Annotated in this window: 22 protein-coding genes; 4 read left to right on the forward strand and 18 right to left on the reverse strand. The window is 34.8% G+C overall.

All coding sequences use genetic code 11. The annotated features are described in order from the left end of the window. Positions 1-1,170: 1,170 nt before the first annotated feature. The 4 genes from ACTXGU_RS05050 to ACTXGU_RS05065 all read right to left on the reverse strand — a co-directional run bounded on the left by ACTXGU_RS05050 (position 1,171) and on the right by ACTXGU_RS05065 (position 6,358). Positions 1,171-2,451 carry a Glu/Leu/Phe/Val family dehydrogenase gene (locus ACTXGU_RS05050; protein WP_443480407.1) on the reverse strand — a complete coding sequence of 427 codons (1,281 nt, stop codon included), beginning with the start codon at positions 2,449-2,451 and terminating at the stop codon, positions 1,171-1,173. 162 nt (positions 2,452-2,613) lie between these two features. After that, on the reverse strand, positions 2,614-3,864 hold the full coding sequence (locus ACTXGU_RS05055; RefSeq protein WP_443480408.1) for a dicarboxylate/amino acid:cation symporter: 1,251 nt from the start codon (positions 3,862-3,864) through the stop codon (positions 2,614-2,616). Positions 3,865-4,072: 208 nt separating this feature from the next. After that, a complete protein-coding gene (locus ACTXGU_RS05060) occupies positions 4,073-5,254 on the reverse strand; it encodes a pyridoxal phosphate-dependent aminotransferase (protein WP_443480409.1) in 1,182 nt (393 codons plus the stop codon). 123 nt (positions 5,255-5,377) lie between these two features. Further along, the gene (locus tag ACTXGU_RS05065; RefSeq protein WP_443480410.1) at positions 5,378-6,358 is read right to left on the reverse strand and encodes a bile acid:sodium symporter family protein; all 981 of its coding nucleotides are present in this window, start codon (positions 6,356-6,358) and stop codon (positions 5,378-5,380) included. A gap of 807 nt (positions 6,359-7,165) precedes the next feature. Here ACTXGU_RS05065 and ACTXGU_RS05070 point away from each other — a divergent pair. Next, a complete protein-coding gene (locus tag ACTXGU_RS05070) occupies positions 7,166-7,882 on the forward strand; it encodes a GntR family transcriptional regulator (RefSeq protein WP_443480411.1) in 717 nt (238 codons plus the stop codon). Between the two features lie 235 nt (positions 7,883-8,117). On the opposite strand, the gene ACTXGU_RS05075 is transcribed toward ACTXGU_RS05070, so the two are convergent. The 4 genes from ACTXGU_RS05075 to ACTXGU_RS05090 form a co-directional block, all read right to left on the reverse strand. Continuing rightward, the gene (locus ACTXGU_RS05075) at positions 8,118-8,309 is read right to left on the reverse strand and encodes a hypothetical protein (protein ID WP_443480412.1); all 192 of its coding nucleotides are present in this window, start codon (positions 8,307-8,309) and stop codon (positions 8,118-8,120) included. Positions 8,310-8,361: 52 nt separating this feature from the next. Further along, entirely contained in the window at positions 8,362-9,018 is a 657-nt protein-coding gene (locus ACTXGU_RS05080; protein WP_443480413.1) for an RraA family protein, read from the reverse strand. 375 nt (positions 9,019-9,393) lie between these two features. Further along, on the reverse strand, positions 9,394-10,551 hold the full coding sequence (locus ACTXGU_RS05085; protein ID WP_443480414.1) for an MFS transporter: 1,158 nt from the start codon (positions 10,549-10,551) through the stop codon (positions 9,394-9,396). Between the two features lie 331 nt (positions 10,552-10,882). Then, positions 10,883-12,229, reverse strand: a complete 1,347-nt coding sequence (locus ACTXGU_RS05090) for an MFS transporter (RefSeq protein ID WP_443480415.1) — start codon at positions 12,227-12,229, stop codon at positions 10,883-10,885. Positions 12,230-12,460: 231 nt separating this feature from the next. Between ACTXGU_RS05090 and ACTXGU_RS05095 the strand changes: the two genes are divergently transcribed. Continuing rightward, entirely contained in the window at positions 12,461-13,324 is an 864-nt protein-coding gene (locus ACTXGU_RS05095) for a LysR family transcriptional regulator (protein ID WP_443480416.1), read from the forward strand. 113 nt (positions 13,325-13,437) lie between these two features. Here ACTXGU_RS05095 and ACTXGU_RS05100 read toward each other — a convergent pair whose 3' ends face one another. Both ACTXGU_RS05100 and ACTXGU_RS05105 read right to left on the reverse strand, forming a co-directional pair. Then, complete coding sequence (locus tag ACTXGU_RS05100) at positions 13,438-14,709, reverse strand: cation:dicarboxylate symporter family transporter (RefSeq protein WP_443480417.1); 1,272 nt, start codon at positions 14,707-14,709, stop codon at positions 13,438-13,440. A gap of 911 nt (positions 14,710-15,620) precedes the next feature. Beyond that, positions 15,621-16,262, reverse strand: a complete 642-nt coding sequence (locus ACTXGU_RS05105; protein ID WP_443480418.1) for an NAD(P)-dependent oxidoreductase — start codon at positions 16,260-16,262, stop codon at positions 15,621-15,623. A gap of 205 nt (positions 16,263-16,467) precedes the next feature. Between ACTXGU_RS05105 and ACTXGU_RS05110 the strand changes: the two genes are divergently transcribed. Next, positions 16,468-16,896 carry an Rrf2 family transcriptional regulator gene (locus tag ACTXGU_RS05110; RefSeq protein ID WP_443480419.1) on the forward strand — a complete coding sequence of 143 codons (429 nt, stop codon included), beginning with the start codon at positions 16,468-16,470 and terminating at the stop codon, positions 16,894-16,896. A gap of 222 nt (positions 16,897-17,118) precedes the next feature. Here ACTXGU_RS05110 and ACTXGU_RS05115 read toward each other — a convergent pair whose 3' ends face one another. The 7 genes from ACTXGU_RS05115 to ACTXGU_RS05145 form a co-directional block, all read right to left on the reverse strand. Continuing rightward, a complete protein-coding gene (locus ACTXGU_RS05115) occupies positions 17,119-18,807 on the reverse strand; it encodes a glycoside hydrolase family 13 protein (protein WP_443480420.1) in 1,689 nt (562 codons plus the stop codon). A 508-nt stretch (positions 18,808-19,315) separates the two neighbouring features. Further along, entirely contained in the window at positions 19,316-19,444 is a 129-nt protein-coding gene (locus ACTXGU_RS05120) for a hypothetical protein (protein WP_443480421.1), read from the reverse strand. A gap of 129 nt (positions 19,445-19,573) precedes the next feature. Continuing rightward, a complete protein-coding gene (locus ACTXGU_RS05125) occupies positions 19,574-20,776 on the reverse strand; it encodes an MFS transporter (protein WP_443480422.1) in 1,203 nt (400 codons plus the stop codon). A gap of 143 nt (positions 20,777-20,919) precedes the next feature. Then, positions 20,920-21,645 carry a dihydrofolate reductase family protein gene (locus ACTXGU_RS05130; RefSeq protein WP_443480423.1) on the reverse strand — a complete coding sequence of 242 codons (726 nt, stop codon included), beginning with the start codon at positions 21,643-21,645 and terminating at the stop codon, positions 20,920-20,922. Positions 21,646-21,739: 94 nt separating this feature from the next. Further along, entirely contained in the window at positions 21,740-22,150 is a 411-nt protein-coding gene (locus ACTXGU_RS05135; protein WP_443480424.1) for a cupin domain-containing protein, read from the reverse strand. 34 nt (positions 22,151-22,184) lie between these two features. Next, complete coding sequence (locus ACTXGU_RS05140; RefSeq protein ID WP_443480425.1) at positions 22,185-22,931, reverse strand: SDR family oxidoreductase; 747 nt, start codon at positions 22,929-22,931, stop codon at positions 22,185-22,187. An 18-nt stretch (positions 22,932-22,949) separates the two neighbouring features. Then, on the reverse strand, positions 22,950-23,705 hold the full coding sequence (locus ACTXGU_RS05145; protein WP_443480426.1) for a carboxymuconolactone decarboxylase family protein: 756 nt from the start codon (positions 23,703-23,705) through the stop codon (positions 22,950-22,952). 213 nt (positions 23,706-23,918) lie between these two features. On the opposite strand from ACTXGU_RS05145, the gene ACTXGU_RS05150 reads away from it, so the two are divergent. After that, entirely contained in the window at positions 23,919-24,464 is a 546-nt protein-coding gene (locus ACTXGU_RS05150) for a TetR/AcrR family transcriptional regulator (protein WP_443480427.1), read from the forward strand. A gap of 189 nt (positions 24,465-24,653) precedes the next feature. Here ACTXGU_RS05150 and ACTXGU_RS05155 read toward each other — a convergent pair whose 3' ends face one another. Then, positions 24,654-24,785, reverse strand: a complete 132-nt coding sequence (locus tag ACTXGU_RS05155; RefSeq protein ID WP_443480428.1) for a hypothetical protein — start codon at positions 24,783-24,785, stop codon at positions 24,654-24,656. Positions 24,786-25,066: the final 281 nt, after the last annotated feature.

Genomic DNA, 25,066 nt, shown 5'->3' on the forward strand with positions numbered 1-25,066 from the left:
TATGAAGATAACAGCAAGGAAGTATTCGCAATTTCATTATCAAAATAAGTTTAGTGGTTTTAAGTGTCTATGAGAGTAACACTTACTAGCTCTACTTACCTACTTTCATTTTCCATTTCCTTTACAGCTTTTACTAAGCAAGTGGAAGGGTTAGCATTTTAGTCATGAAATAGGATAAATCTCCCGTTTAATTTTCCTACTTTTTTCTTACTTGTACTATGGAGTTATTGTAATTGGTGAAACGCGTTTCATAACAAGAAGAAATTTCAAATCCATTTCTAAGTCAAAAATAATAAAAATTTCTCCATTCTACGAGATTTTATTAGATGAAATTTCCATCGATATCAAAAAAATAAAACTTCGATTAGTCATTTTGATTCCAACTTTCGATGTAATTTATTATTTTTAGCCACTTTTAAAGTATTTAAAAGTGGCTAGTTGCCAATTAACCTATATAACAAAATCAATTTATTTTACTTCTTCCCAATTAATTGTTCACAATAATAATAAATTTATATCAATGAACACGGTAAGTAGTGCCTCTTTCGATTGTTTGAGAAAATCCACTTTGATATGAGGACTTATTCACTGTTCTTAAAATCAAGTATTCCTTACTAATAATATTGGGATTTAGTTATTCATAACATCGATTTTCTTTCAGTAGTATCAGAAATGCTCTTTATTCAATTTGTTACTTAGAAGTGTTTTTTTAATTTTCATTTCTTAGATTGTATGAAATGATCCTCAATAGACTGAATTGATTCGACTTCCATTGGTTGTCCGGATGCTTTTAAGCAAAAGTAAGCCGCCATATAGATTGCAAAGCAAAGCATAATTAATGAAAACATAAGATTTCTCCTCGCTTTCTGTTATTTGATATGAGTGTAAATTATGAAATGCGTCCCATGTCAAATAAAAATTTTCATGTACTAATAGTGATAATTATTTATAAAGTGGAGGTTTATTTGCATTTCAATTTTAATTAAAAACAGCCGATTTTCTCCTTAACTTCGGTACAATAAAAACGAATCAAAGCCCCCTTGTTCACCAAGGGGGCTTTGATTCGTTCCTTCTATTATGATATTTTTGATATAAGATTCTAATTTAGCTCCTTTAGTATTTTCCCAGACAAGTAATTTTAATTATCTTTAATAAGAATGATAAAATTTACTAAACCCATCCTCTCCACTCAACAGCTTCAGCTACACGTTTTAGTCCTACAATATAGGCAGCTAATCGCATATCTACCTCTTTTTGTACAGATGTATGATAGATATTAGAAAAAGCATCAACTAGTATCGTTTCTAGTTTTTCATTTACTTCTTCTTGTGACCAATAGTAGCCTTGATTGTTTTGTACCCATTCAAAGTAAGAAACTACCACTCCACCAGCACTTGCTAAAACATCCGGTACAATTAATACGCCTTTATCTGATAAAATTTGAGTAGCTTTTAAAGTAGTCGGACCATTTGCTGCTTCTACTATAATTTTAGCCTTAATATCCTTCGCATTTTTTTCCGTAATCTGATTTTCAATCGCTGCTGGAATTAAAATATCACAATTTTTTACTAAAAGTTCTTCATTTGTTATCCTACTCGTGAATAAATGAGTAACACTTCCGAAAGAGTCTCGTTTTTCTAATAAGTGATTAATTTCAAGCCCCCATGGATCATATAAGGCTCCAAAACTATCTGATATACCTATAACTTTGGCTCCAGCATCATGAAGAAACTTTGCTAGGAAGCTTCCAGCATTTCCAAATCCTTGGATGATGACTTTTGCTCCTTTTAACGGAATATTCTTTAACTTCGCAGCTTCTTTTGTGACAATTGTTACGCCCAAAGCAGTGGATGATTCTCTTCCATGAGATCCTCCTAAAGCTATAGGCTTTCCTGTAATAAATCCCGGAGAGTCAAATTCACGTATGCGACTGTATTCATCCATCATCCAAGCCATAGTTTGCGAATTGGTAAACACATCAGGTGCAGGTATATCTTTTGTTGGTCCTACAATCTGGCTAATAGCACGCACATACCCTCTACTTAGACGTTCTAATTCTGAAAAAGACATTGTACGTGGATCACATTGAATTCCACCTTTTCCTCCTCCATAAGGAATTCCCGTAATTCCGCACTTGATGGTCATCCACATAGATAATGCTTTTACCTCTTCTTCTGTTACATTAGGATGAAATCGAATGCCTCCCTTTGTTGGCCCTGCCGCATCATTATGCTGTGCACGATAACCAGTAAATACCTTAACGGAACCATCATCCATCTTTATAGGAATCCGAACGGTCATTAAACGAAGTGGTTCTTTCAATAATTCATAGACACCATCTCTACTCTTCATTTTTTGAAGAGCAGTTTGAATCACTTGCTGCGTTCTCTCCAAAACGTTCATATTTTCATTCTTATCAATTGTCTCAATGTCTTTAGAATTTACTGCCATTTCAAGCACTCTCCATTTATTCATCTAGGCTCTAACAAAAACCGTTTATTAAATTTGTAGGATTAAAAATGCCAGCTACATAGCAGAATAAACTTCATCCTGTTATGTAGCATTTTCACATGATATTTCATTACTTTATTTTGTATAATCTATCAGAAAAAGTTAAGCTCCTGCAGCAGACTCATTATCTGAGCCTATTTCATCCTTCTTTTGAAACATACCTTCCGATTTAGCCATCGCAACTGTTGCTAAGGCATTTCCTATTACATTGGTTGCAGATCTAGCCATATCCATAATGAAATCAACAGCCATTAATAACGCTATACCTTCTAGAGGTATACCAATAATGGTACAAATACTCGCTAAAATAACCATTGCACCGGAAGGAACAGCAGCGACTCCTTTCGTAAGTAACATCATTAGTAGAACTAAGTGAATTTGTTCAGTCAATGAAAGATCAATGCCATAAGCATTAGCTAAAAAGATAACTGCAGGACCCATATATACCATTAATCCATCTAAATTAAATGAGTAACCAAGCGGCAAGATAAACGATACTATTGAATTTTTGACTCCATAACGCTCTAAACGGGCTGTAAGAGGCGCAAATACGGACTCTGAACTTCGAGTAGTAAAAGCGATTAATATTAAATCTTTAATTTCTTTCACTAATTCAAGATAGCGGACCCCATAAATGCGAGCGATTATTGGTAAAATAATAAACAATACAACTGCTAATCCAGCATATGTGAGTAAAACCAACTCAATTAATGTACTTAACTTACTAAAACCGTAAGTAGCCACGCTATAAGCAATCGAACCAAAAACACCAATTGGAGAAAATTTTATAACATATTCTAAAACTTTAAACATTACGTTAGAAAGAGCTTCTAATACATTTTCAATTGGTTTCGCTTTTCCTTTTAATGCGCGAATAGCAAGACCAAAGAACACCCCAAAATAGACAATAGCCAATAAGTTGCCTTCCGAAAAAGCGACAAATATATTGGAAGGGATGATATGAAGGATAAATTCTCTAAAATCAATTTTATTGCCTGCAATACCGCTTAAAGCATCTGCATTGCCCTCTGAAAGATCTGCGGAAGCCCCTATATGTGTTAAATTGGCAAATAGCATTGCCATCACAATAATTATGGTAGTAACTATCTCAAAATAAATAATTGCTTTAAGTGAAAGTCTTCCTAGTGCACCTCCTGATTTCATTTGTGAAATACCTAATACAGTTAACGGGAAAATTAAAGGGACAATGGTCATTTTAATCATATGAATAAATGCATCACCTAAAATTTTCGCCTCGGTACCTAATGTCTTATTTACCGATCCTAAAATTAAACCTAATACTAGAGCAATTACTATTTGAAGCCATAAAGGCATTTTTTTGAGTGTCTTCAATGTTCATTCTTCCTTTCAATGTAAGTGTCCTTTAAAGTAGCATTTTGCATAATTGTAGGATTGTCTGCCCACAATGAATAAAAAATCTCTTGATACTTATTGTACTTAGTACAATAAGTTGGATTTAGATCAAATGTCACACCAAATATTACATGGAATCTTAAACGTACATAAAACTTTGGTCGTTATCGAAGCCCCCCATTAGTTACTAATCGTTGTTACACAATGCCTTTTCTATACGAATGACAGCTTCCTCTAATTCTTGATCCGAGTTTGCACATGATATTCTTACATGATATTTATTTTGAGGACCAAATGCCTCTCCCGGTGTTACTGCAACCCCTGCTTCTTCCAGCAAATAGTCAGCTAGCTGAATGGATGTATAATCTCGAAATTTAATTTCAGGAAACAAATAGAATGCCCCTTCTGAAGAAGGACAATGAACCCCTGGAATTTCGTTTAATCGTGCAGCGACAAAATTCATTCTTCTTTCATAAACTTCCTTCATATATTGAATTTCTTTTTGAGTATCTGGATCTGTTAGTGCGACAATGCCAGCTTTTTGAATAAATCCATTCGTACAAGTGAGAATGTGTCCATATATTTTCTTAGCACCCAAAACTAAATCTTTCGGTAATGCTAAATAGCCCAATCTCCAGCCTGTCATCGCATGTCCCTTAGAGAAACTTTGTACAGTTAGCGTTCTTTCTGCAAGTTCAGGTATGCTTGCGACACATACAAATTTATGATTTCCATAGACAAGTTTTTCATATACTTCATCTGAAACGACAAATAGATTTTTAGATACGGCAATCTCTTTTAATGCACTTATTTCTTCTTCTCTTAATACTCTTCCCGTAGGGTTATTTGGGTTGTTGATAATAATAGCCTTTGTACGGTTACTGCAAGCTTCTAATAAGTGTTCTTTCTTTAACGTAAAATCATCTTCTGAATCTAAATCTACAAATACTGTATGACCACCTAACATTGTAATTAACGGTTCATAACTAACCCATGCCGGATTAATCACGATTACCTCATCACCAGGGTTTAGAATACTTTGCAAAGCAATATAGAGTGCCGCTTTGCCACCGGGAGTGACAATAATTTGAGATGGTTCATAATTTGCTTTATTTTCATGTAAAAGTTTTTGAGATATTGCAGTCTGCAGATCTGGAATACCGGCAAGATTTACATAGTGGGTAAAACCTGATTTCATTGCAGATTCTGCTGCACGAATAATATTTTTTGGTGTATCAAAATCCGGCTCTCCCCCTGCCAATCCAATGATATCTCTACCTTGCTGCTTTAATGTGAGTACCTTATTTAATAACGCTAGTGTTTTAGATTCTTTTAAATTTTGTATCATGTTTGCGTTTTTTAATGTCATTTTTTACTCTCCTCGTATATTTAATTTCTACAGCTTAAAATGTATTTTTTACAGTAATCATTCCTGCTTAAGTTAATTTCTCTCTTACCTTCCCCTGTAAATATTCACAAAGTCTACATTAAGCTAGAGATTTACTTTTACTGACGTTTTTGTCAATTTCCTTACTGATTTCCCTTCTTTACCATAGAGGATTTTTCCAATAATAGCTGCAGATACTTGTTGAAATAGCATTCCAAATATAACTGGGATTGCAACCGGTGCTGAAAAATTGCTCACAGCTAAAACTGTACCGGCAGCAATATTTCTCATCCCTCCACTAAATGTAAGAGATACATTCACACTTTTTTCCATCTTTAATAATCTTCCTATGAACCAGCTAAACAAATAGCCAGAAACAACAACCATGAATACAATAGCAATAGTTAATAATATTTTCCAATCAAAATTTGCAAGGTAAGAAGAAATGATTCCCCCATTAATAAATACAATGATAAAAACTCCTAGTTTTGATATAGGCGACAATTTTGGACCTAATGCATTTTTAATTTTTCCTGAAGTCATCTCATTTAAAATCATTCCTAACAAAGAAGGCAAAACAACCATAAGAAACAAGTCCATCATTAATTCTCCTGTGTTAATATTGATACTTTTGCCAATAAATAATTTCAAAGTGAATGGTACGACAATAGGGGAAAGAAATGTATCAATTAGAATAATAGAAAGGACTAATGGAATATTTCCTTTATAAATCGTCGTCCATACAAAACTTGTTACGCCAGTTGGAATAACAGCCATTAAAATAAAGCCTGTAATGGTTAACTCTTCTCCATAAAAAAAGATATGACTCAGCCCCCAATTCCAAAAAGGAATAATAACATGCAAGATAACAAGTACAGTAATTATGGGTAATGGATGATGAATAACATGCTTAAATTGTTTAAAACTTGACCCTAAACTCCCTGAAAAAGTCATTAGAGCAAATATCCATGGTATCAAATAAGTGAATTGTTCCAACCGGACACCAACTAGGATCCCGCTCACTAAACAAATAGGAGTCATAATAGGAAGTATTTTCACTAAAATACTATCTAATTTTACTAACATTTCTTAAACCTTCTTTCTAGATCTTGCTACTTTAAAACTCTTTTTAATTCGTACTAATTGGTTCCTCTAGTTCTTCTTTAAATATAGTATGAATTCGAATATACCGCGAAGAGTTAAGCTAGGACTACATGTCCACCAAAGTACCAATTTTAATTCAGATAAGTGACTACTCCATTGATTGTTTTATGCATATCTCGTATATTTCCAATTACCTTATTCACCTCCTTAAGAGATTCACCACCTGCTTATTGAACAAAAAAGCAGTCAAACATGTCGCTCGATATTCCTCTTCTTTATAAGTCCTTGGCAATGCTTATAACCTAAACTCAAGTCAGAGTATGTGCTTTAAGAGCAGCATCTTGCATAATAGTACGATTGTTTCCCACTATAATAAAAACTCCTTAACACTTATTATACTTAGTATTATAAGTTGGATTTATTTTTTGATGATCAAATATCGTATCAAGTATTACGTGAAACTTCTTACATTAAAATGAGAATTTCTCCATTAAGTTGTAATACTTATAATACCAAGTACTATAATATAATTTAAAGAATAGTCTAAGATAATTTGGAAAGCAATTAGTTTGTCAGTATTTCTAACAATGTTTTTTGGGATTTAACGAAATCCTTGAATTTTCGGGCAGCCTAATTTGTGTCTACTTCTATTTTACTTTTCATTACAAGAGTTAGTTCAAGCTTCTTTAAAAATGATACTCTTCTATTGAATTTTTCATCTAAACCTTATTTGACGATACTTATCATACACAGTACAATAAGTATTAAGATTATCGGAGGATTATATGAATGATTGCAAAAAAAGCCCTTTATAAAAAAATTTATGATGATATCGTTGATAAAATTGATTCAGGAATCTATCAAGTAAATGAATTATTGCCGTCTGAGTCTGAATTAGAAGAATTATTTACAGCTAGTCGTACCCCTGTACGACAAGCATTAAAACAGCTTGAAAATGATGGTTTTATTTATCGTCTACAAGGGAAAGGTTCATTTGTAGCAAATCGAAAATCATTGAGATCTTGGCAGACTGGATTTAAAGCCACTTATTCTCAAGAATGGAAAAAAATACACACTAAAACTATAAGTATCAAAAAGATAAAATCCCCAATAAAGGCTAAATTATTAGAACTTTCTAATGAAGAAGAAATTACACATATAAAAAGAATAAGAACTCATAATGGAGAACCCGTTATGTACTTAGAGCATTTTTCTTCTCCTATTTTACCTTTTGAAATTTTCACCAAAGACCCAACTTACAGTTCTTTAGAAAACCTGCTAAAGGAAGAATTAGATGTAGAATTTCTTAAAATTGAAGAAGCCATAGAAGCTGTTGAAGCTAGTACACAGATAGCTACTTTGTTAAAAATCGATAAATCAAGTCCCGTTTTAAAAATTACACGTACCTCATATAATAGTAAAGATGATCCTATCGATATATTAATTTGTTATACAAAAACGAACAAATGGAAATATGTAGCGAGTTATGAAACAAGAATAGATTAGAGGGTGTCTAAATTACTAATATAGATATTCTTTTTGCTTAAAACTTAATAACAATATACCTTATCCTGCTAATGATCATGAAAAAATCCTGTATTTCTATACAGGATTTTTTCATCTAGGGTTGTCTTTTATAAGTAATTATTTTCGTTCATTAATCAATCCTATTATCCATACACACAATCAGCGTTTACCAATATAATATTTTATATTAACTCTAGCACAGTATTTGCTTGTACTATTGCATGTTGAATTTTTCAGTTGCCTCACGAATTTTATCCTCTGCAGCTTCAATTTTGACTGCAATAGCAAGAACCCGCTCCTCAAACTCTTTAGGAATAACGATTACTTTATCGGCATCTCCCGCAACACTATTCCTCTTCCGAACACGAACATTGGAAATGGAGACTGATGCAACAATTTTCTCCATCACAATCCCCTTTTTTCATTTTTTGTTCATTTTTGGTCAAGTATTTTACATTCTACTTGAGCATATTTTCATAGTTATATTTTGTATCTACCTCTAACATAGACACACCGTTTCTAATTTCTCTTATCATGTCTTTCTCTTTTTGGAACAATTCCTCTGCTTTTTGTAAAACTTCCTCCATATTCTCCTGAGGGATAATAACCACTCCACTTCTATCAGCTATTACAATGTCTGCCGGACGGACTTGAACCCCGCCAAACTGTACCATGACATTAGTCGCTTCTTCCATTATTCGTCCCCTTGCTGTGGCAACAACCACTCCCCTTGCATATACGCTGAAATCTGCTTCCACATAATCATCTAAATCGCGACAGGCACCATCAATGACAACTCCTTCTATCCCTTTCACTTTCGCACCATTCGTTAAAATGCCCCCCCAGCATGACACATCTAATCTTCCACTGTTGTCAATCAGAATGATATCACCCTCTTTTGCAGTTTCAATGGCCTTCACCCCTAAATGATTAGGGCTCGTAGTAAGACCAGCGGGGACCACCTTTACAGTTACCGCATTACCCACAATTTTTTTGCACCCTTCCCATGTAGGTCTGATTCCATATGTTGATCCTTTTAAGCCCAATCCATCTAATGCATCTGATACGTTTGTCGTAGACAATTTTTTTAGCCTTGTACGGTATTCTTCCTTCATTTTTACATCCTCCATCAATCTTTTATATTTATTTCAACAGACGAAAGATACTTTGTTCATAACTTTCAAAAATTCAAAGTATCTTTGCCTGTAAAAAACATCGATTTAGAAAAAAGACTGCCATCAAAAAGATTGCTACTATTTAGAATTTGAACTGTAAGAAATTAAATTTCTTCCACAATCTTACTGTTTTTTTTCAATAATATTATGCCTGTAAAAACACTATCTATTATAGTTTCATCACTTGTTGCACAGTATATATATCCACAAGCTCATATTGAAGAGTGGAATGGATAATTCAATAACATTATTTACGATTGGTTTTAACGTAATTTAACAACAATCTAAAATAAAACTTTTCTTGATGAATAAACTTCAAACATGCATCTTATGTTGAAAGGAAGCAGAACTCCTTTTCCCACCGAGAAAATAATTGCTGCATAACGCCAAGAAAATAAAACTGACGCTAGAAAAAACGACTCCAGACCAATCAAAATGCCTCCATAAAATACCAGGAAGCCATGCTCCTAAGCTTCCTCCCAAGTAAAAGAAACATTGGTATAAAGAAGTAGCAGCTCCTTTTGAATGACTTACAACATCCGTTATATAAGCTGTAACAGATGATTGAGAGCAAAACTGGCCTAAAACTAATATAGAGGCACCAATAATAAGCGTATAAGGAGATGGGATTAAGGTGATCAAAATTCCCGATGCTCCAACAAGATGCCCAAATGCGATTGTTCCTCTTCTGCCAAATCGATTGGACACCATTCCTGTAATAAGAGAAGACATGATTCCCCAAATATACGTAAGATATAGAAGCGAAGTTTGTGTAACAGAATAGTTAAACGGATCTTGACTAGCATAAAAAGGCAAATAGTTAAAAAATCCTACAAAAGAGAAAAAATGAGAAAAACCAATAAAAAAAGTCGAAAGCAAGGGCAGATTTTTAAAATGATCCATAAAATTCTGCTTGCCAGTTTTTACTTGTTTCTTAGACTCTGATAAACAGAAATAGATTAATAGACTGATTAAAGTCGTCATGATCGTTGTAATGAGAAAGAACGCTTCCCCATTAAAGTGTTCCGTCATAAATCCACATAATACTCTTCCAAGAAGTCCGCCTAGTAATGTTGCACTAACATACGTAGCCAGTACCATACCTTTATTTTTCTTCGGAAATTCTTCAGAAGCATATGTCATTAAAACCGTTGTAACACCAGTAATTAAGGTTCCTTGAAAAAATCTAAACACTAAGAGCCAAAAAAACGAATGGGTAAAGATTAAGGCGGCACTCGGAATGATAAGAATAACATTTGAGATTAATACCACTTTTTTACGATCCCATTTATCTGAAAAGGTGGCTAAAAATAAGGATGAAAATACAATACCAATGATGGTTAACGAAATAGATAAACTAGCTGTTGACATCGATACACCAAATTCCTTCATAAATAATGGAAGAATTGGCTGTGGACCGTAAATAATAATAAAAGCATTTGTAACAGAAAGAAAAATAATGAACAGCCTCATGAAAAAGGACCCCTTCTTAATTTTAAATTAAGGCTGTTTTAGTATAGATTGTTGCTTTTAAACTCACAGCCTGAATACACTTCGTCCGTTTAGCGAGCGTCGAGCCTCCTCGTCGCATACGCTCTGCTTAAGTCTCGTCTTTCTCGCATTCCCACAGGAGTCTACGTGTATGCAGGCTGCTAAGAAACACTTTTTCAAATGTTTTTTTATGAAAAAACAACAAACTTTGAGAAAACAGCCTAAATGAATCAACTATCTTATTCTTAAATATAATTTTCAAATCTCACAATGGGCAAGTTCAGCGTTTTGTTTTTCTAAGTACTCACTATATTTAGGAGTGCCTTGAAATGGATTCGCTGCTAGCTAGCTTATTTTCTTCATTCAACTCAGCGTCTATGTGAGATTTCTTTGAAGTCTCACCCATCCGCCAGTAAGTAATAAAACTTATTGCAACGCAGGCAGCTACGTAGAAAAAGAAAAAATACTCAACATTCATACTCTTAAACCATAAAGCTATAAGCTCTGCTGTCCCTCCAAACACCGCAACAGTAAGTCCGTATGGGAACCCCACACCAAGAGCGCGAATCTCCGTTGGAAAAAGCTCAGCTTTCACAATCGCGTTAATAGAAGTGTAGCCAGTAACGATGATCAGACCTGCCATCATTAGTAAGAACGCAGCGATCGGACTCTTTATTTGCGTCATGATCAAGAAGATTGGCACTGTCAGCAATGTTCCAAAAATTCCGAAATACATTAATAGCGGACTGCGTCCAATTCGGTCAGACAATATACCAGCCAAAGGTTGAAGAATGACAAATAAAAATAAGGCAATAAAATTAATCCAAGTAACAACCTCTTTTGGAAGACCAACCGTATTTATCATGAACTTTTGTAGATACGTTGTGAAGGTATAAAAAGCTACAGTACCTCCCAGCGTTAGTCCGACAACTGTAAACACTGCTTTTGGGTGTTTCATCAGTGCTCGAATGGTTCCAGCGTTCTTCTTGCTTTCCGCATTCATTTTGGAGAACTGCTCCGATTCGTCCATCGTTCGGCGCAGCCACAACACAGCCAACGCCCCTAATGCTCCGATGACAAAAGGAATACGCCAGCCCCAAGATATCATATCTTCCTCACTCAGCAGCTGCTGAAGGATGATTTGTACACCTAATGCAACCATCTGTCCACCAACAAGTGTGACGTACTGGAAGCTGGAGTAGAAGCCACGGCGACCTTTGTTTGCCATCTCGGACAAGTAAGTAGCCGAGGTCCCATACTCCCCTCCTAATGACAACCCTTGTAGCAAACGAGCAAGGACAAGAATAATAGGAGCCATTATACCAATACTGCTATAACTCGGGGTAATGGCAATAATAAGAGACCCTCCAGCCATAACAGTGATAGATAGTGTCAACGCTGCACGGCGTCCATGACGATCAGCGAAACGCCCCATCAAAAGGCTTCCTATGGGCCGCATTAAAAAGCCTATTGCGAAAATTGCTGCCGTGTTAAGCAATTGGCTTGTTTGGTCCCCTTTTGGAAAAAACTCTGTTGAAAAATACACGGCAAAAGCAGAGTAAACATACCAGTCATACCATTCAATTAAATTTCCAATCGATCCTTTAAAAATATTTCCTGCAATGCGATTGGTCTTTTTACTTTCAATCGTTTGAGCCATTGTTTCACCTACTTTTTATTTAGTTTTATACTACTTAAGATAATTACTGACCATTATGAAACAATGCCCTCAATGCCATATTTACTTTCCTCTATATATAATTTCTGACCCAGCATTGACTATCTTTCCAATTTCCATTATCATCGTAGCAAAAATAATTACATATTTAAAATATCTAAAAGCTATTGTATTTATATCTATTTATGTATAAATAAAGAGGTGAAAATTCGAATGGACATTAAGCAGCTCACCTATTTTCTAGGGATTGTAGAAGAGGGAAATATAACGAAGGCAGCACAAAAATTGCACATTGCTCAACCCCATCTTAGCAAGCAGCTAAAGCTTCTTGAAGATGAGGTTGGAGTTAAATTGGTGGAACGCAGTACTCGAAAAGTCCAAACAACAGATGCTGGTAAAATGCTGCAGCATCGAGCAAGGCAAATATTAGAACTAATGGACATAACAATGAAAGAATTAAAGGATTTTAATGAAGGGCTTCAAGGAACATTATCAATTGGCACCATCGCTTCTGCAGCAGGTTCCCTTTTGCCTGAGCAGGTATATAAATACCACCAAAAATATCCTGGAGTTACATTTCATTTAAGAGAATGTCATACAATTGAAATATTAGAATTATTAAATAAGGGGATTATCGAAATTGGCATTATTCGAACACCTTTCAATGCGGATCATTATGAGTCTATACTGTTGCCCTCTGAGCCAATGATAGCAGCAACTAGGAAAAACTTTTTTGAGGAGGAACAACAACATATAAGCTTAAAATCACTCATTGATAAGCCCTTATTAATACACCGAAGGTACGAAAAAATGATAGTGGAGGCATGCAGGCAGTCTGGATTTGAACCTACTATACTCGGTACAATTGATGATACGAAAACAATTTTATTATGGGCAGATAAAGGAATGGGTGTAGCAATTGTACCAAAAGACTGGATCGGGCTGATCTCAAGTACCAATTTAAAATATATAGAAATTAATGAGCCAGCGTTAATTACAGGAACAGCAATCATTTGGAAGAAAAATCAATACCTTTCCTCTGTAACGAAACACTTTTTAGATAATTTAGAAATTTAGATAACATTTGTACTTACTATTTTTACTTAGAATGGAATTTTTCAATAATCTTTTGGTAAGCAGCCTGAAAATCAGGCTGCTTACTGTATAATCAATACAATATTGAAAAAAATTCACGCTGCTTTCGATTTTTTGATAAAATCAATGTACCTTTTTGCTTTTTCTTTATCAAACACACCTTCCCATTTGGACATAACGATGGCAGCCAATGCGTTTCCCAGTACATTCACAGATGTACGAAGCATATCTAAAATTCGGTCAATTCCTGCAATAAATGCCATTCCTTCTATCGGGAGGCCCATGGAGCCGAGTGTTGTTAATACCACAACAAAAGAGGCACCTGCAACTCCAGCCATTCCTTTAGAGGTTAACATTAACACAAGTAAAAGTGTAATTTGCTCTGGAATGGACAAATGAACTCCATACATTTGTGCAATGAAAAGCGCGGCAATCGCCTGATAAATGGCAGACCCATCTAGGTTAAACGTATAACCTGTCGGAATAACAAAAGAAGTAATTGCTTTTGGACAGCCAAACTTCTCCATTTTATCCATAATTCTCGGTAAAACCGCTTCAGAACTTGCAGTTGTAAAGGCTAAAATGACTTCGTCTTTTAAAACTTTTATCAGTACAAAAATACTTGTACCCGACATTTTCGCAATAATTCCTAATACAACAAATACAAAGAATAGGAGCGTTCCATAAATCACCGCCACTAGCTTCACAAGTGGAATTAATGAAGCAATACCAAACTTGGCAACATTCACACCAATTAACGCAAATACGCCAAATGGACTAAATTTCATCACTAAATTTGTCACCCAAAACATAGCGTCTAAAACACCGTCAAAGAATTGTAAAACCGGCTTGCCTTTTTCGCCAATTACAGCAACACCTACACCAAATAAAACAGAAAAAAAGACAACTGCCAGTATATCTCCTTCAGCTAACGATTGAAAAACATTTGATGGCACGATATGAACAAATTTATCTGCAATATTGCCGCTTTCTGCTGTTTTCGCTGTTGCTTCATATGTAGAAATATTACTTTTTTCCAAGTTGCTTTTATCAATACCAGTACCTGGATGAAATATATTTGCAGCCAGCAGACCAATAACCAAAGCAATAGTCGTGACAATTTCAAAATATAAAATGGTCCGACCGCCTAATTTTCCTAATGTTTTGATATCCCCTACACCTGCTATTGATACAATAAGTGCTGACACAACAATAGGAATAACCACCATCTTCACTAAATGAATAAAAATATCACCAATTGGTTGGAGAACAGCCATAGCGGTGTCATTTCCATAAAATAATGCACCTACCGTAATTCCTAGTAAGAGCCCGATAAATATTTGTGTAGCCAATCCAAACTTTTTCATTAATGAAAACCCCTTACCATTTGCAATTTTACAAACTCTCATCGCATTAATATGTTTGACTATTCTAACTACTCACGATGTTCAAGCTCAATCGACAAGTCCATGGACAAGGATACACTAATTTCAAAACTTGGTAAATGCAATTCACATAATTATCATAAAACTTATCAAAAATCAAGAAAAAACTACAACTATATACAAAAAACTAAAAACGGAGTATTCAAAACTTATAATCGACGTAGTTGAGTAAACAGTAAATCTGGATATAAGCGATGAATAGTAATGGATTTTTTCGTTCTCTTGCATCTATCCAGCAATTTGGGCTTTTAAATAATCTCCTTTGGTTTAATTTTGCACGTTCGATCACTCTTTGCAACTAACTACCCGGCAACTGGATGTGAGGCATAATGTGTATCATTTAACTCTATTCTTAAATTTAATGATTAAAAATAGGAATAAAACTAAATACACACATGCAGTCAGAAACCAGGTTAAAAAGAATCCAATACCCAAGCCAATATTGGCATCTTCGTATTGCTTAATTGTATCGTCAATGACGACATATAACATAGGGGCAGCGCAAATCAAGTAGCAAAAGAAGAATATTGCAAACTGCTTTTTACTTTTCCTATTGCTTATTTTATGGAAGGCAATAAAAGGGATAAGAAGTATTAAAAGAGTAATGAGGACTAATGCAATCAGGTATGTATACATAAAACACCTCACTTCAAGATTTATGGTAACAGTTAAGTAATATGTTGTGTTTACTAATTTCATTACTGGAGCATAATACTTCAATTATTTAAAAATAGAATAAAATGAATGACAGATACCACCCAGCAATCATTGTTATAAAATACCATTAGCGTAAAAACTAATGGTATTTTGTATTTTTAATCGTTCTAACATCCTTACTCTACTTCTCCAACGACTGAAAAACGTTTGTTTTTGTGTTGTATATTTTCAATTTCATCTAAAACCGCAATTGCGTAATCCGCATAGCTAATATAGCTTTCACCTTTTGAATTCAAGATTAATTGATCTCCGCCTTTTTGGTAAGAACCAGTACGTTTACCTTCAGAATCAAAAAATCCTGCTGGACTAATATAAGTCCATTGGATCCCGCTTATAGTTTGCAGTTCTTCTAAATTTTTACTCATGTTAGTAGCTGTTGGAAGGTAAGCTTTAGGGAAATCAGGGGTTTCCATTACTCGAACTGTTTTTGCCTCATCTACAAAAAGACTTCCTGCTCCCCCAACGACGATCAATCTTGTATTTAGAGTACCTTTTAATGCTTCGATTAATACTTTACCTGCTTCAACATGCTGATGTTCTTGTCCTGAAGCAGCACTGAATGCATTTACTACTACATCAAACTGTTCAACATCTTGTGATTTTAAATTAAAAATATTTTTTTCTACTACTGCAACCTGTTTGTTTTGTACTTTAGTTGCATCTCTAACAATAGCAGTAACTTCGTGTTCTCTTTCCACAGCTTCTTTTAGAATAAGGCTTCCTGCCTTACCACTTGCACCAATAATTCCAATTTTCATCTTATAATCCTCCTATATTAACCAATTTATATGTAACCAAACAGGTTACATGTAATTATTATAGTTACAGGTTTTATTCCAGTCAACAAATAAAATTTTTTTATTATGTTTATCTTTTAAGGTATAATAAACTTGTAACCAATATAATTACATGATATAAATATTGAATTACTCAGTTTAGAATAAATAAGAAAGGTGATTTAAGGTGTCCATCAGCAGCCGATTTGCGGTAGGAATTCACATATTAGCTCTAATTGAAATAAATAAAAAGGGAACAAACTCTTCAGAATTTTTAGCTTCAAGCGTAAACACGAATCCAGCCTTGATAAGAAAGATTATGGGAATGCTTAAAAAAGCAGGTTTAATTGAGGTACATCCAGGTATTGCAGGAGCTATTGCAACAAGAGAACTATCTGATATTACATTGCTTGACGTTTATAAAGCAGTAAATGTTGTCCAGGATAAAGAGTTATTTAGCGTACATCAGAATCCAAATCCAGAATGTCCCGTAGGCAAGAGTATCCAGCAAACAATAGAACCATTATTTATAGCTGCTCAATCGGCTATGGAGAAGGTGTTAGGGAATGTAACCCTAGAGGATGTGGTGAAGGATATTACGAATAAAAATATATAGTATGCTATAAAAGACATGCTTGATAATGTCTTTTATTGTTGTAAAACTAACCTGCAGCGTCAGTTCATTAAGGAACACTCCGTAAAAAAAATGCTAATATTTTTTAATCTAATAAGATAATTGGAAAAATCCTAAAAACAAAAAAATGTAGAGAAAATATTACTTTCTCTACAATCTGAAAAGCTTCTATGGAAGCAACATAGAAGCCTTTTTTAGCTTGTATTAAATTAATTGATATACCCTTGCTTCAAACGGTTTAAATGTAATCGTATCTCCGTTTTCCTCAAGATCGTCTCGGTAGTTACTTAAAAGTAATTCCTTCGTTTTACCCTTTAAATCATCTGGCAAACGGAAGCTAGTCGTCGTTTGGAATAGGTTAACGAACACAACCACTTTTTCTCCATTTAACGTTCTTGTATATGCATAAATATGATCATGCTCTTCTAAAATAAGATCGTAGCTGCCGTAAATGAGAACATCATGATCCTTTCTTAATTGAATGAGTTTTCTATAATAATGGTAGATGGAATCGGAATTTTCCTTTGATTCCTGCACATTGATTTCTTGATAATTAGGATTCATCTTTAACCATGGAGTGCCTGTTGTAAAGCCCCCATTTGCTTCGGATGACCACTGCATCGGTGTTCTAGAATTATCCCTTCCATTCTTCCAAATAATCTCCATAATTTCTAAATGAGATTTCCCATTTTCTCTTTCAAACTTATACATGTTTTTAATCGCCACATCATTATAATCATCAATGGACGGGAACTGGACATTTGTCATTCCTATTTCCTGACCTTGATAAATAAATGGCGTTCCTTGCATGAGGAAATACATCGTTGCAAGAGCTTTTGCTGACTCATTTCGATAGTCTTCATTCCCCCAAGTAGAAACCGAACGCGGCTGATCATGATTTTCTAAAAATAATGCATTCCAGCCCATACCATCCAATGCTTTTTGCCATTTTGTCAGCGTTTTTTTCAAAGCATGAATATCAATTCCACCATCTACGCTTCTTCCCCAAAGAGAAAGATGCTCAAATTGGAAAATCATATTAAAGGCGCCTTTTTCTTCTCCAACCCAAGTTTCTGCTCCATCAGCACTTACTCCATTTGCTTCGCCAACCGTCATAATGTCATATTTATCAAAGGTTTCACGCTTAAGCTCATCAAGAAATGCATGAATACCTTCACGATTCATATGGCCCTTGAATGATGGTACATACTTTAATTTTTTAGGGTTTGGTAAATCTGGGAACCCTGGAACCTTTTTAATATGAGAAATGGCATCAACACGGAAACCATCGATTCCTTTATCTAACCACCAATTAACCATCCCATATAAATCGCTGCGAACCTTAGGGTTTTCCCAGTTTAAATCCGGCTGCTTGCGCGAGAATATATGCATAAAATATTCCTTTGTATCTGGGTCATATTCCCAAGCTGAACCGCTAAAAATAGATTCCCAGTTATTTGGCTCTTTCCCTTTTTTCTTCTTGGCTTTCCTTCCTTTTCTTCCGTTTTTCCAAATATAATAGTCTCTATATGGACTATCCTTTGAAGAACGTGATTCAATAAACCAAGGATGCTCATCAGAAGTATGATTAATAACAAGATCAAGTATGAGCTTCATTCCTCGGCGATGAACTTCTTCAAGAAGTTCATCAAAATCACTCATCGTTCCAAAATCACTCATAATCCCCTGATAATCACTAATGTCATAACCGTTATCATCATTAGGTGAAGAGAATATCGGACAAATCCAGATTACATCTATACCAAGCTCCTTTATATAGTCCAGCTTGGATATAATCCCTTGTATATCTCCAATACCGTCACCATTCGAATCCATAAAACTTCGTGGATAAATTTGATATGCTACTGCTTCTTTCCACCATATCTTTTTCATAAAGAATCTCCTCAGTCTCTATTATTAAACTAACCTAAACCATCACAACCGCAATCGTTTGCGCGTTTTAATATGTAAAGGTCTAATTAAAAAAGTTAACCTTTATATCGTCTATCTTCATTTATTTCCCTATCTACTATAAGGGGAACATATTAGTTTCTTATCCTCTTATCCATTTATTTGCTACTATTCCATATCTATAAAAATAATGAAAATAAAATATGTAAGGTTCCTAAGAAATAAATCAATTCCCATTGAAAAAATATTCCAATCCTCTACAAACAACATATTACTTATCTGATTACATCTTATAATATTACCCTTAAATTGAACATAAATGATATGATTAAAAACATAGACAATTTTGCTATTTAATTTATCACTCTCACTAGCTCCAGTATTTTTTTATAGTCTCTAGAATCATGCTTACAACTTAAAGTTGGCTTTAAGTCAAACAAAAAGGTGAGGAGAATTTATAGAAAAGTCTCTCTCACCTCAAACGCTTGTATTATGAATTCTCTTCTTCATTTGGATAAAGAACGAATTTGTATGTATTTCCTTTTAACTGATCTCCATGGAATTCAATTTTACGATTTAAAATATCCATGTTTTGCGCAATCTCACTTGATGCCCCCATAATAATGACAACTTTCCCTTCAATATTTGACAGGATTAATTTCTCCTTTATTCCTGTTACAAATCCACTTTACAACTAAAAGTTAACTTCAAGTCAAACGATAGGAGCATAATTTTTTATTTCTTCTACCTAAACACTTTGAGCTTTGTTCATTTTCCTCTTTATAAAAACAACGCCCAAACTAATGATAGAAATCAATAAAAGAAAAATTGAATTTGCAAGAATCAATGACTGAACAGCTTTGATATGCAATAACTGCGAAAACACCGCACCCTCATAAGGAGAAAGTGTGGCTCCTATGTTATAAGAAACCAGTACCACTGTGGTTCCAAGTGTTGCCATTTTGGCAATTTGCTGAGTAAATGTATGAAGTAGATACGGCATGATACACCGAAAAGAAAAGCCAATGACCATCGAACAAAATGTTGTAAGTAAGATACTTTCTGAAATAGTAGTCACATACATAAAAATTCCAATCAGTAGTATGGATACAGGCATTATATAATCCTTCAACAATCGGAAAACCTTTCCAAATGAAAAACCAGCAATAAATGCTCCTAATCCAATAAAAGCAATCATATTGCTGCCATTTGTTGCAGTGCCAATATTTTTTTCTAGAATCAGAGGAGTAATCTGGATATTATAATTGATAAAAATCGTTACAATTACAAATAACAAAATTCCATAGCCAATCATCAAGCGATAGACCCTTCTATCGTTTGAACCGTCTGATATAATTATTTTTTGTTCTACTTTTCTCTTTCCTATTTGCTTCTTGTTGTCCGGAACAAAGAAAAAGAGTGCTAAAAAAATGGGGAGCGATAGAGCATAAACAAAAAACGAAGTATGCCAGCTGATTTTCAACAACTGACCCACCAAAAGCGTCAGACAAATGCCGCCTAATCCTTCAAAGGAACTTTCCATTCCAATTGCTTTTGCTCGTTTATCTAAATCGTTTTTGTACAAATCACTAATCATTTGAATGATTAAGCGATTAAATAAACCGATACCTAAACCAAATATACAACGTGAAAGAAACAATAACGAGAAGATATCATGCTTCAGTGCAGGAAATATCCCTGAAAAGAAGACAAGTCCTAATCCAATCAATATTGTTTTTTTCTTTCCAATCCATGGTTCTAACCGATTCCCAATTAAAATACCAAAAACGACAAGCAGGGAAGGAATGGTTGTTAACAGTCCCACATGCGTTGGATCAATCGTCGGAAATTCCTTCGTGATTGCTGGAATGTTTGCGGCAATAGCTGGACCTGTTGAGATTAACAACGCAGCTGAAAGCAAAGAATATAATTTTACATTCTCAATACGCATAAAAAATATCCCACTCCTTTATTTAGTGATTAATGCTTATTCATTAAATTCAACATTCAGTTTCGACAAATTCTAAAATAATTGGTTTCTAATAGTATAAGTTTACGAACCGAATGTCTTTTATCGGTCAACTTTAATAATGATTATTCATTCTTTGTAAAATACTTCATCCATACCCCACCATTAGCTAGTTTTTCGATTGCCTTTAAGATAAAATTTACAGGTTTCTTCTTTTGTAGTTGAGATCTAGTTTCAAACAGTGTCAAAGAGTTAGATGAACCATCAGCTATTGGGACTAAGACCAAACTTAACTCATCAATTAAACCTTCATTCAGAAACGACCCGTTTAAAACGCCTCCGCCCTCCAACATTAATTTGTCGATTGAAAATAAATTTTTTAACTTTTGAACTACTACCGTAAAATCTAATTGTTCTTTTCCACCGAAAATATATGATATACCTATTTTTTGAAGATGAGCTAGATAAGCATCAGATACTTGCTCTGTAAGCACTACTACTATATGATCTTCCGTCCTATTCTCGCTCCATTCTGAAATGTAGTTTTTTGTCCATCCTAATTTTCCAGAAGGGTCTACAGCTATTGCATACGTTTTAGTATCTGTTGTTGCTACAAAATCAGTTTTAGGGATAGTCGTAATGTTTTCATGTGTCAAATCTAATTTATGTCCAAAAGTAAAGTTTTTCTCCATGGTAATCCTGCCACACATCCATGCTTTGCATCCGTAACGTTCATGCATTTTTTCATACTCGTCAATAAAATATTGGGTTTGTTCCTCTTCCAAATAATCTCCAATGATTTTCCCATCTAATGATGTCAGCATGTGGCAAATTATATATGGTCTTTCCAAAGTTGTTACTCCTTTCTATAAAAGTAGTCGTAGAAACATCATAGTGCCTAGGATTATTGATATAAAAAAAGCCCTGTATAACAGGGCGCAACTACTATTTTAATTTGTTATATTCCTCATCTGTTACTGGTTCCAACCATTCCGGCGTACCTGCAGTGATTGCAATGTGTTCAAACCAGCTGTCTTTTGTAGCGCCATGCCAGTGTTTTACACCATCATGGGTGACAATAACATCACCGACTTTTAAGAATTGAGCAGGTTTTCCTTGTTCTTGGTACCATCCTTCGCCACCAGTTACTAATAAAAGTTGAAATCCATCACGATGAATATGCCAGTTATTTCTGCATCCTGGTTCAAAGGTCACATTCCCAACACCAACACTCACTTTAGGATCAGCAATTAATGTTTTAAGATAACTTTGTCCCACAAAAAATTGTGCATATGCTTCATTTTTTTCGCCCACTGGGAAAATAACGCCATTTTTTACTTCTTCATTTTTTGCCATTTTAATTCCTCCAATAAACTTTATTTTTTTGTTATTAACCAACTTGAACAGTTGGACGAATGATCATTTCATTAATGGCTACATCGGATGGTTCCTCAATTGCAAAGGCAATTGCACGAGCAATGCGGTCAGCATCAATTGCCACTTTGTAAAACTCATCTAAGCCAGCTTTCATCGTTGGGTCTGTTGTAGTTTCTAAAAGTTCGCTGGTAACAGCCCCAGGAGAAATATTGGTCACACGGATATTGGTGCCACTCATCGCTTCTTCTTGGCGTAAACCTTCTGAGACTGCTCTTACTGCAAATTTAGTTCCACAATAAACCGTTCCACCTGGGTAGATGTTATGTCCAGCTACCGAAGAAAGATTGATTACATGACCGGATTTGCGTTCTCTCATAGATGGAACGATAGAAGCGATGGCATACAAAACACCTTTGATGTTGACATCAATCATCTTATCCCACTCGTCAACTTTATTTTCGGCAAGAAAAGCTTGTGGCATGATTCCAGCATTGTTGACTAATACGTCGATTTTTCCAAACTCTTTAAGAGCGTACACAGCAAGTGCTTCCAGTTGTTGACGAGAAGTCACATCTGTCACTTTATAAATAGCCTGTCCACCACTGGTTTTAATCTCATCTTGTAATTTTTTTAAACGGTCTTCACGACGAGCTGCGAGTACCAACTTTGCACCTTTTGATGCAAGTTCTTTTGCAGTAGCTTCTCCAATTCCGGAAGAAGCACCCGTAATAATAACAACTTTATCTTTAATATTAGACATAATAAATAACACCCTTTCTTAATTTTCAGGAATAATTTCGTTAACACAAGCTAATGCGTTTAGTGTTCTTGGAAAGCCCATATAGGGAAGGCAGTGAGTGATGGCGGTGATCAATCTTTCCTTGTCATTGCCCACATTTTTGTTACCCTGCACATGTGCCTTCACTTGACCTTCAGCACCGCCAAGCGCACTGATGATGCAAAGTGTCAACAACTCCCGTGTTTTCAAATCAAGTCCGCCACGAGTGTAGAAATCTCCGAAGCAAAAAGCGGAAAGATATTCCTGCATATGCTTTTGATTCGACGGGGCACTCTCATACATTTTTTTTATGACATCTCCAAAAATCTCTATCTGCACTGCAAGCCCTTTATCAAAACGCTTATCTTCATCTACAGTCTTTTGACTTTCAATCGGTAAAGCGATATTCTTCGCTTTGAAAACCTCATTGACTTCATTGATAGCATTTAACGTTTTGGGGAATCCAATATATGGAGCACACTGGTAAACAGCCTCTTTGATTTCTACAGGTGTTAGTCCAACGTTTAGCGCGGCACTAACATGTGCTTTTAATTGGGGCAATGTTTGACTCGTCGCAAGAACCACCAGGGTGATCAACTCACGTATCTTGTCATCCAGATCCCCTTGATAAAAAACTTCCCCAAAAATGAAATGGCTCAGAATGTCCTGAAAATCAGGATTAGTAGCATGTACGGTAGTTACTCCTTCACCAAATAGCTGTTTGAACTTTTCCTTGCTCTTTTCAACACGATCCATCATTACACCTCCGCTAATTAACTCATATAATATTCCCAAGTTAGTAAAATTTGAAGTCTACTAATCGCATGTTGATACGCTATCGCACATCTGTGTATAATATAAAATGAAAAGAGGATGTCTGCAATAATCAAAATGCCGTGATTTGTACGTTATTGCACAAGTTCATTAAAATTGTGCGATATTTTTTAAGAAAGCTTGGTGATTACTAAAATGTCTAGGGTCGATAGAAGAGTGCAAAAATCTCAAGAAGCAATAAAAAATGCTTTTATTGAACTGATGTCTGAAAAAAGTTTTGATCACATTACGATACAAGATATTTCCGACAGGGCAAATGTCGGTCGAAGAACTATTTATGATCATTACATGGATAAATTTGATTTACTGAATAAGCTCATTGAAGAACATATTAATGAACTAAGGAAACTGTGCGAATCGGCAGCTGATTTGGATTTTGTTGAGGGAAATCTGATGTGGTTTGAATACTTTGAACATAATTATTCATTCTTTTCAACAATGTTAGCTAGTAAAGGAGCCCCTGCTTTTCGCAGTCATTTCCTAGAATTTGTAATCGAGGAGTTAGAGGGGGAAGTAGATATAACCGAAGGAAAAAATCAAGGATTAAGTAAGGATTTAATTCTTAAATTTTTTGGAGCTGCCATCGTAGAGACAGTAATAGCGTGGATCACTAATGGATTATTAGAACCCTCTAAAGTCGTGGCAGAACAAGTGGGGATTTTGTTAGATAGGAATTTATAGTTAGAGAATAGTTTTTCAGATACAACGAAGATTGTGAAGGAATATACTTAAACAAGCGGGTAGCGTTTATTTAATAACATGATGCAGCTCTATATGTTTTTTAATTAGTGAGTGATCATATACCTATTTAAGAATAGGGCGCTGTTCTTGAAAAAAGGACAGCCCCTTTCTACATGGTGTTCTTTATCTCTATTTTATACGACTTGTTGAAGCTTTATGGGTTGCTTTTAAATCCTTTCTACATGTGATTTCTTCAAATATATCTAAAAAATCTTGAGCAAGAGTACCCAAACCATTTAACCCATTTGAAGATTTATACAACCTTCCCCTCCTTTTACTGCTTGATTAGTAAATATCTCTTTTTCAACAGAGGTGTAATTATTTTCGCTATCATATCACCAGTCCTAATAGAATGGTGAGTTATAGACGTGAAATATATCCACTAAAAGATTCAACATTTGGTGTACCTACACCGATTGGTTCCAGATTATACAAGCTACTTCTTTCAATATTTAATACATTTCTTCAAATATACAAAATTCACCTACTTAATATTTAAGGATATTTTTAGCAAAAAAGTGATTTATTATTAGGAATAAAAT

The sequence above is a fragment of the Niallia sp. 01092 genome, from assembly GCF_052318935.1.
Taxonomy (GTDB): Bacteria; Bacillota; Bacilli; order Bacillales; family Cytobacillaceae; genus Niallia.

Bases quoted from the DNA above. Each gene is read 5' to 3' on its own strand.
- ACTXGU_RS05090 (WP_443480415.1), bottom strand. From the start codon at position 12,229: ATGGCTCAAACGATTGAAAGTAAAAAGACCAATCGCATTGCAGGAAAT.
- ACTXGU_RS05095 (WP_443480416.1), top strand. From the start codon at position 12,461: ATGGACATTAAGCAGCTCACCTATTTTCTAGGGATTGTAGAAGAGGGA.
- ACTXGU_RS05115 (WP_443480420.1), bottom strand. From the start codon at position 18,807: ATGAAAAAGATATGGTGGAAAGAAGCAGTAGCATATCAAATTTATCCA.
- ACTXGU_RS05140 (WP_443480425.1), bottom strand. From the start codon at position 22,931: ATGTCTAATATTAAAGATAAAGTTGTTATTATTACGGGTGCTTCTTCC.
- ACTXGU_RS05075 (WP_443480412.1), bottom strand. From the start codon at position 8,309: ATGGAGAAAATTGTTGCATCAGTCTCCATTTCCAATGTTCGTGTTCGG.
- ACTXGU_RS05085 (WP_443480414.1), bottom strand. From the start codon at position 10,551: ATGAGGCTGTTCATTATTTTTCTTTCTGTTACAAATGCTTTTATTATT.
- ACTXGU_RS05065 (WP_443480410.1), bottom strand. From the start codon at position 6,358: ATGTTAGTAAAATTAGATAGTATTTTAGTGAAAATACTTCCTATTATG.
- ACTXGU_RS05150 (WP_443480427.1), top strand. From the start codon at position 23,919: ATGTCTAGGGTCGATAGAAGAGTGCAAAAATCTCAAGAAGCAATAAAA.
- ACTXGU_RS05135 (WP_443480424.1), bottom strand. From the start codon at position 22,150: ATGGCAAAAAATGAAGAAGTAAAAAATGGCGTTATTTTCCCAGTGGGC.
- ACTXGU_RS05120 (WP_443480421.1), bottom strand. From the start codon at position 19,444: ATGGGGGCATCAAGTGAGATTGCGCAAAACATGGATATTTTAAATCGT.
- ACTXGU_RS05050 (WP_443480407.1), bottom strand. From the start codon at position 2,451: ATGGCAGTAAATTCTAAAGACATTGAGACAATTGATAAGAATGAAAAT.
- ACTXGU_RS05100 (WP_443480417.1), bottom strand. From the start codon at position 14,709: ATGAAAAAGTTTGGATTGGCTACACAAATATTTATCGGGCTCTTACTA.
- ACTXGU_RS05105 (WP_443480418.1), bottom strand. From the start codon at position 16,262: ATGAAAATTGGAATTATTGGTGCAAGTGGTAAGGCAGGAAGCCTTATT.
- ACTXGU_RS05070 (WP_443480411.1), top strand. From the start codon at position 7,166: ATGATTGCAAAAAAAGCCCTTTATAAAAAAATTTATGATGATATCGTT.
- ACTXGU_RS05145 (WP_443480426.1), bottom strand. From the start codon at position 23,705: ATGGATCGTGTTGAAAAGAGCAAGGAAAAGTTCAAACAGCTATTTGGT.
- ACTXGU_RS05080 (WP_443480413.1), bottom strand. From the start codon at position 9,018: ATGAAGGAAGAATACCGTACAAGGCTAAAAAAATTGTCTACGACAAAC.
- ACTXGU_RS05060 (WP_443480409.1), bottom strand. From the start codon at position 5,254: ATGACATTAAAAAACGCAAACATGATACAAAATTTAAAAGAATCTAAA.
- ACTXGU_RS05125 (WP_443480422.1), bottom strand. From the start codon at position 20,776: ATGCGTATTGAGAATGTAAAATTATATTCTTTGCTTTCAGCTGCGTTG.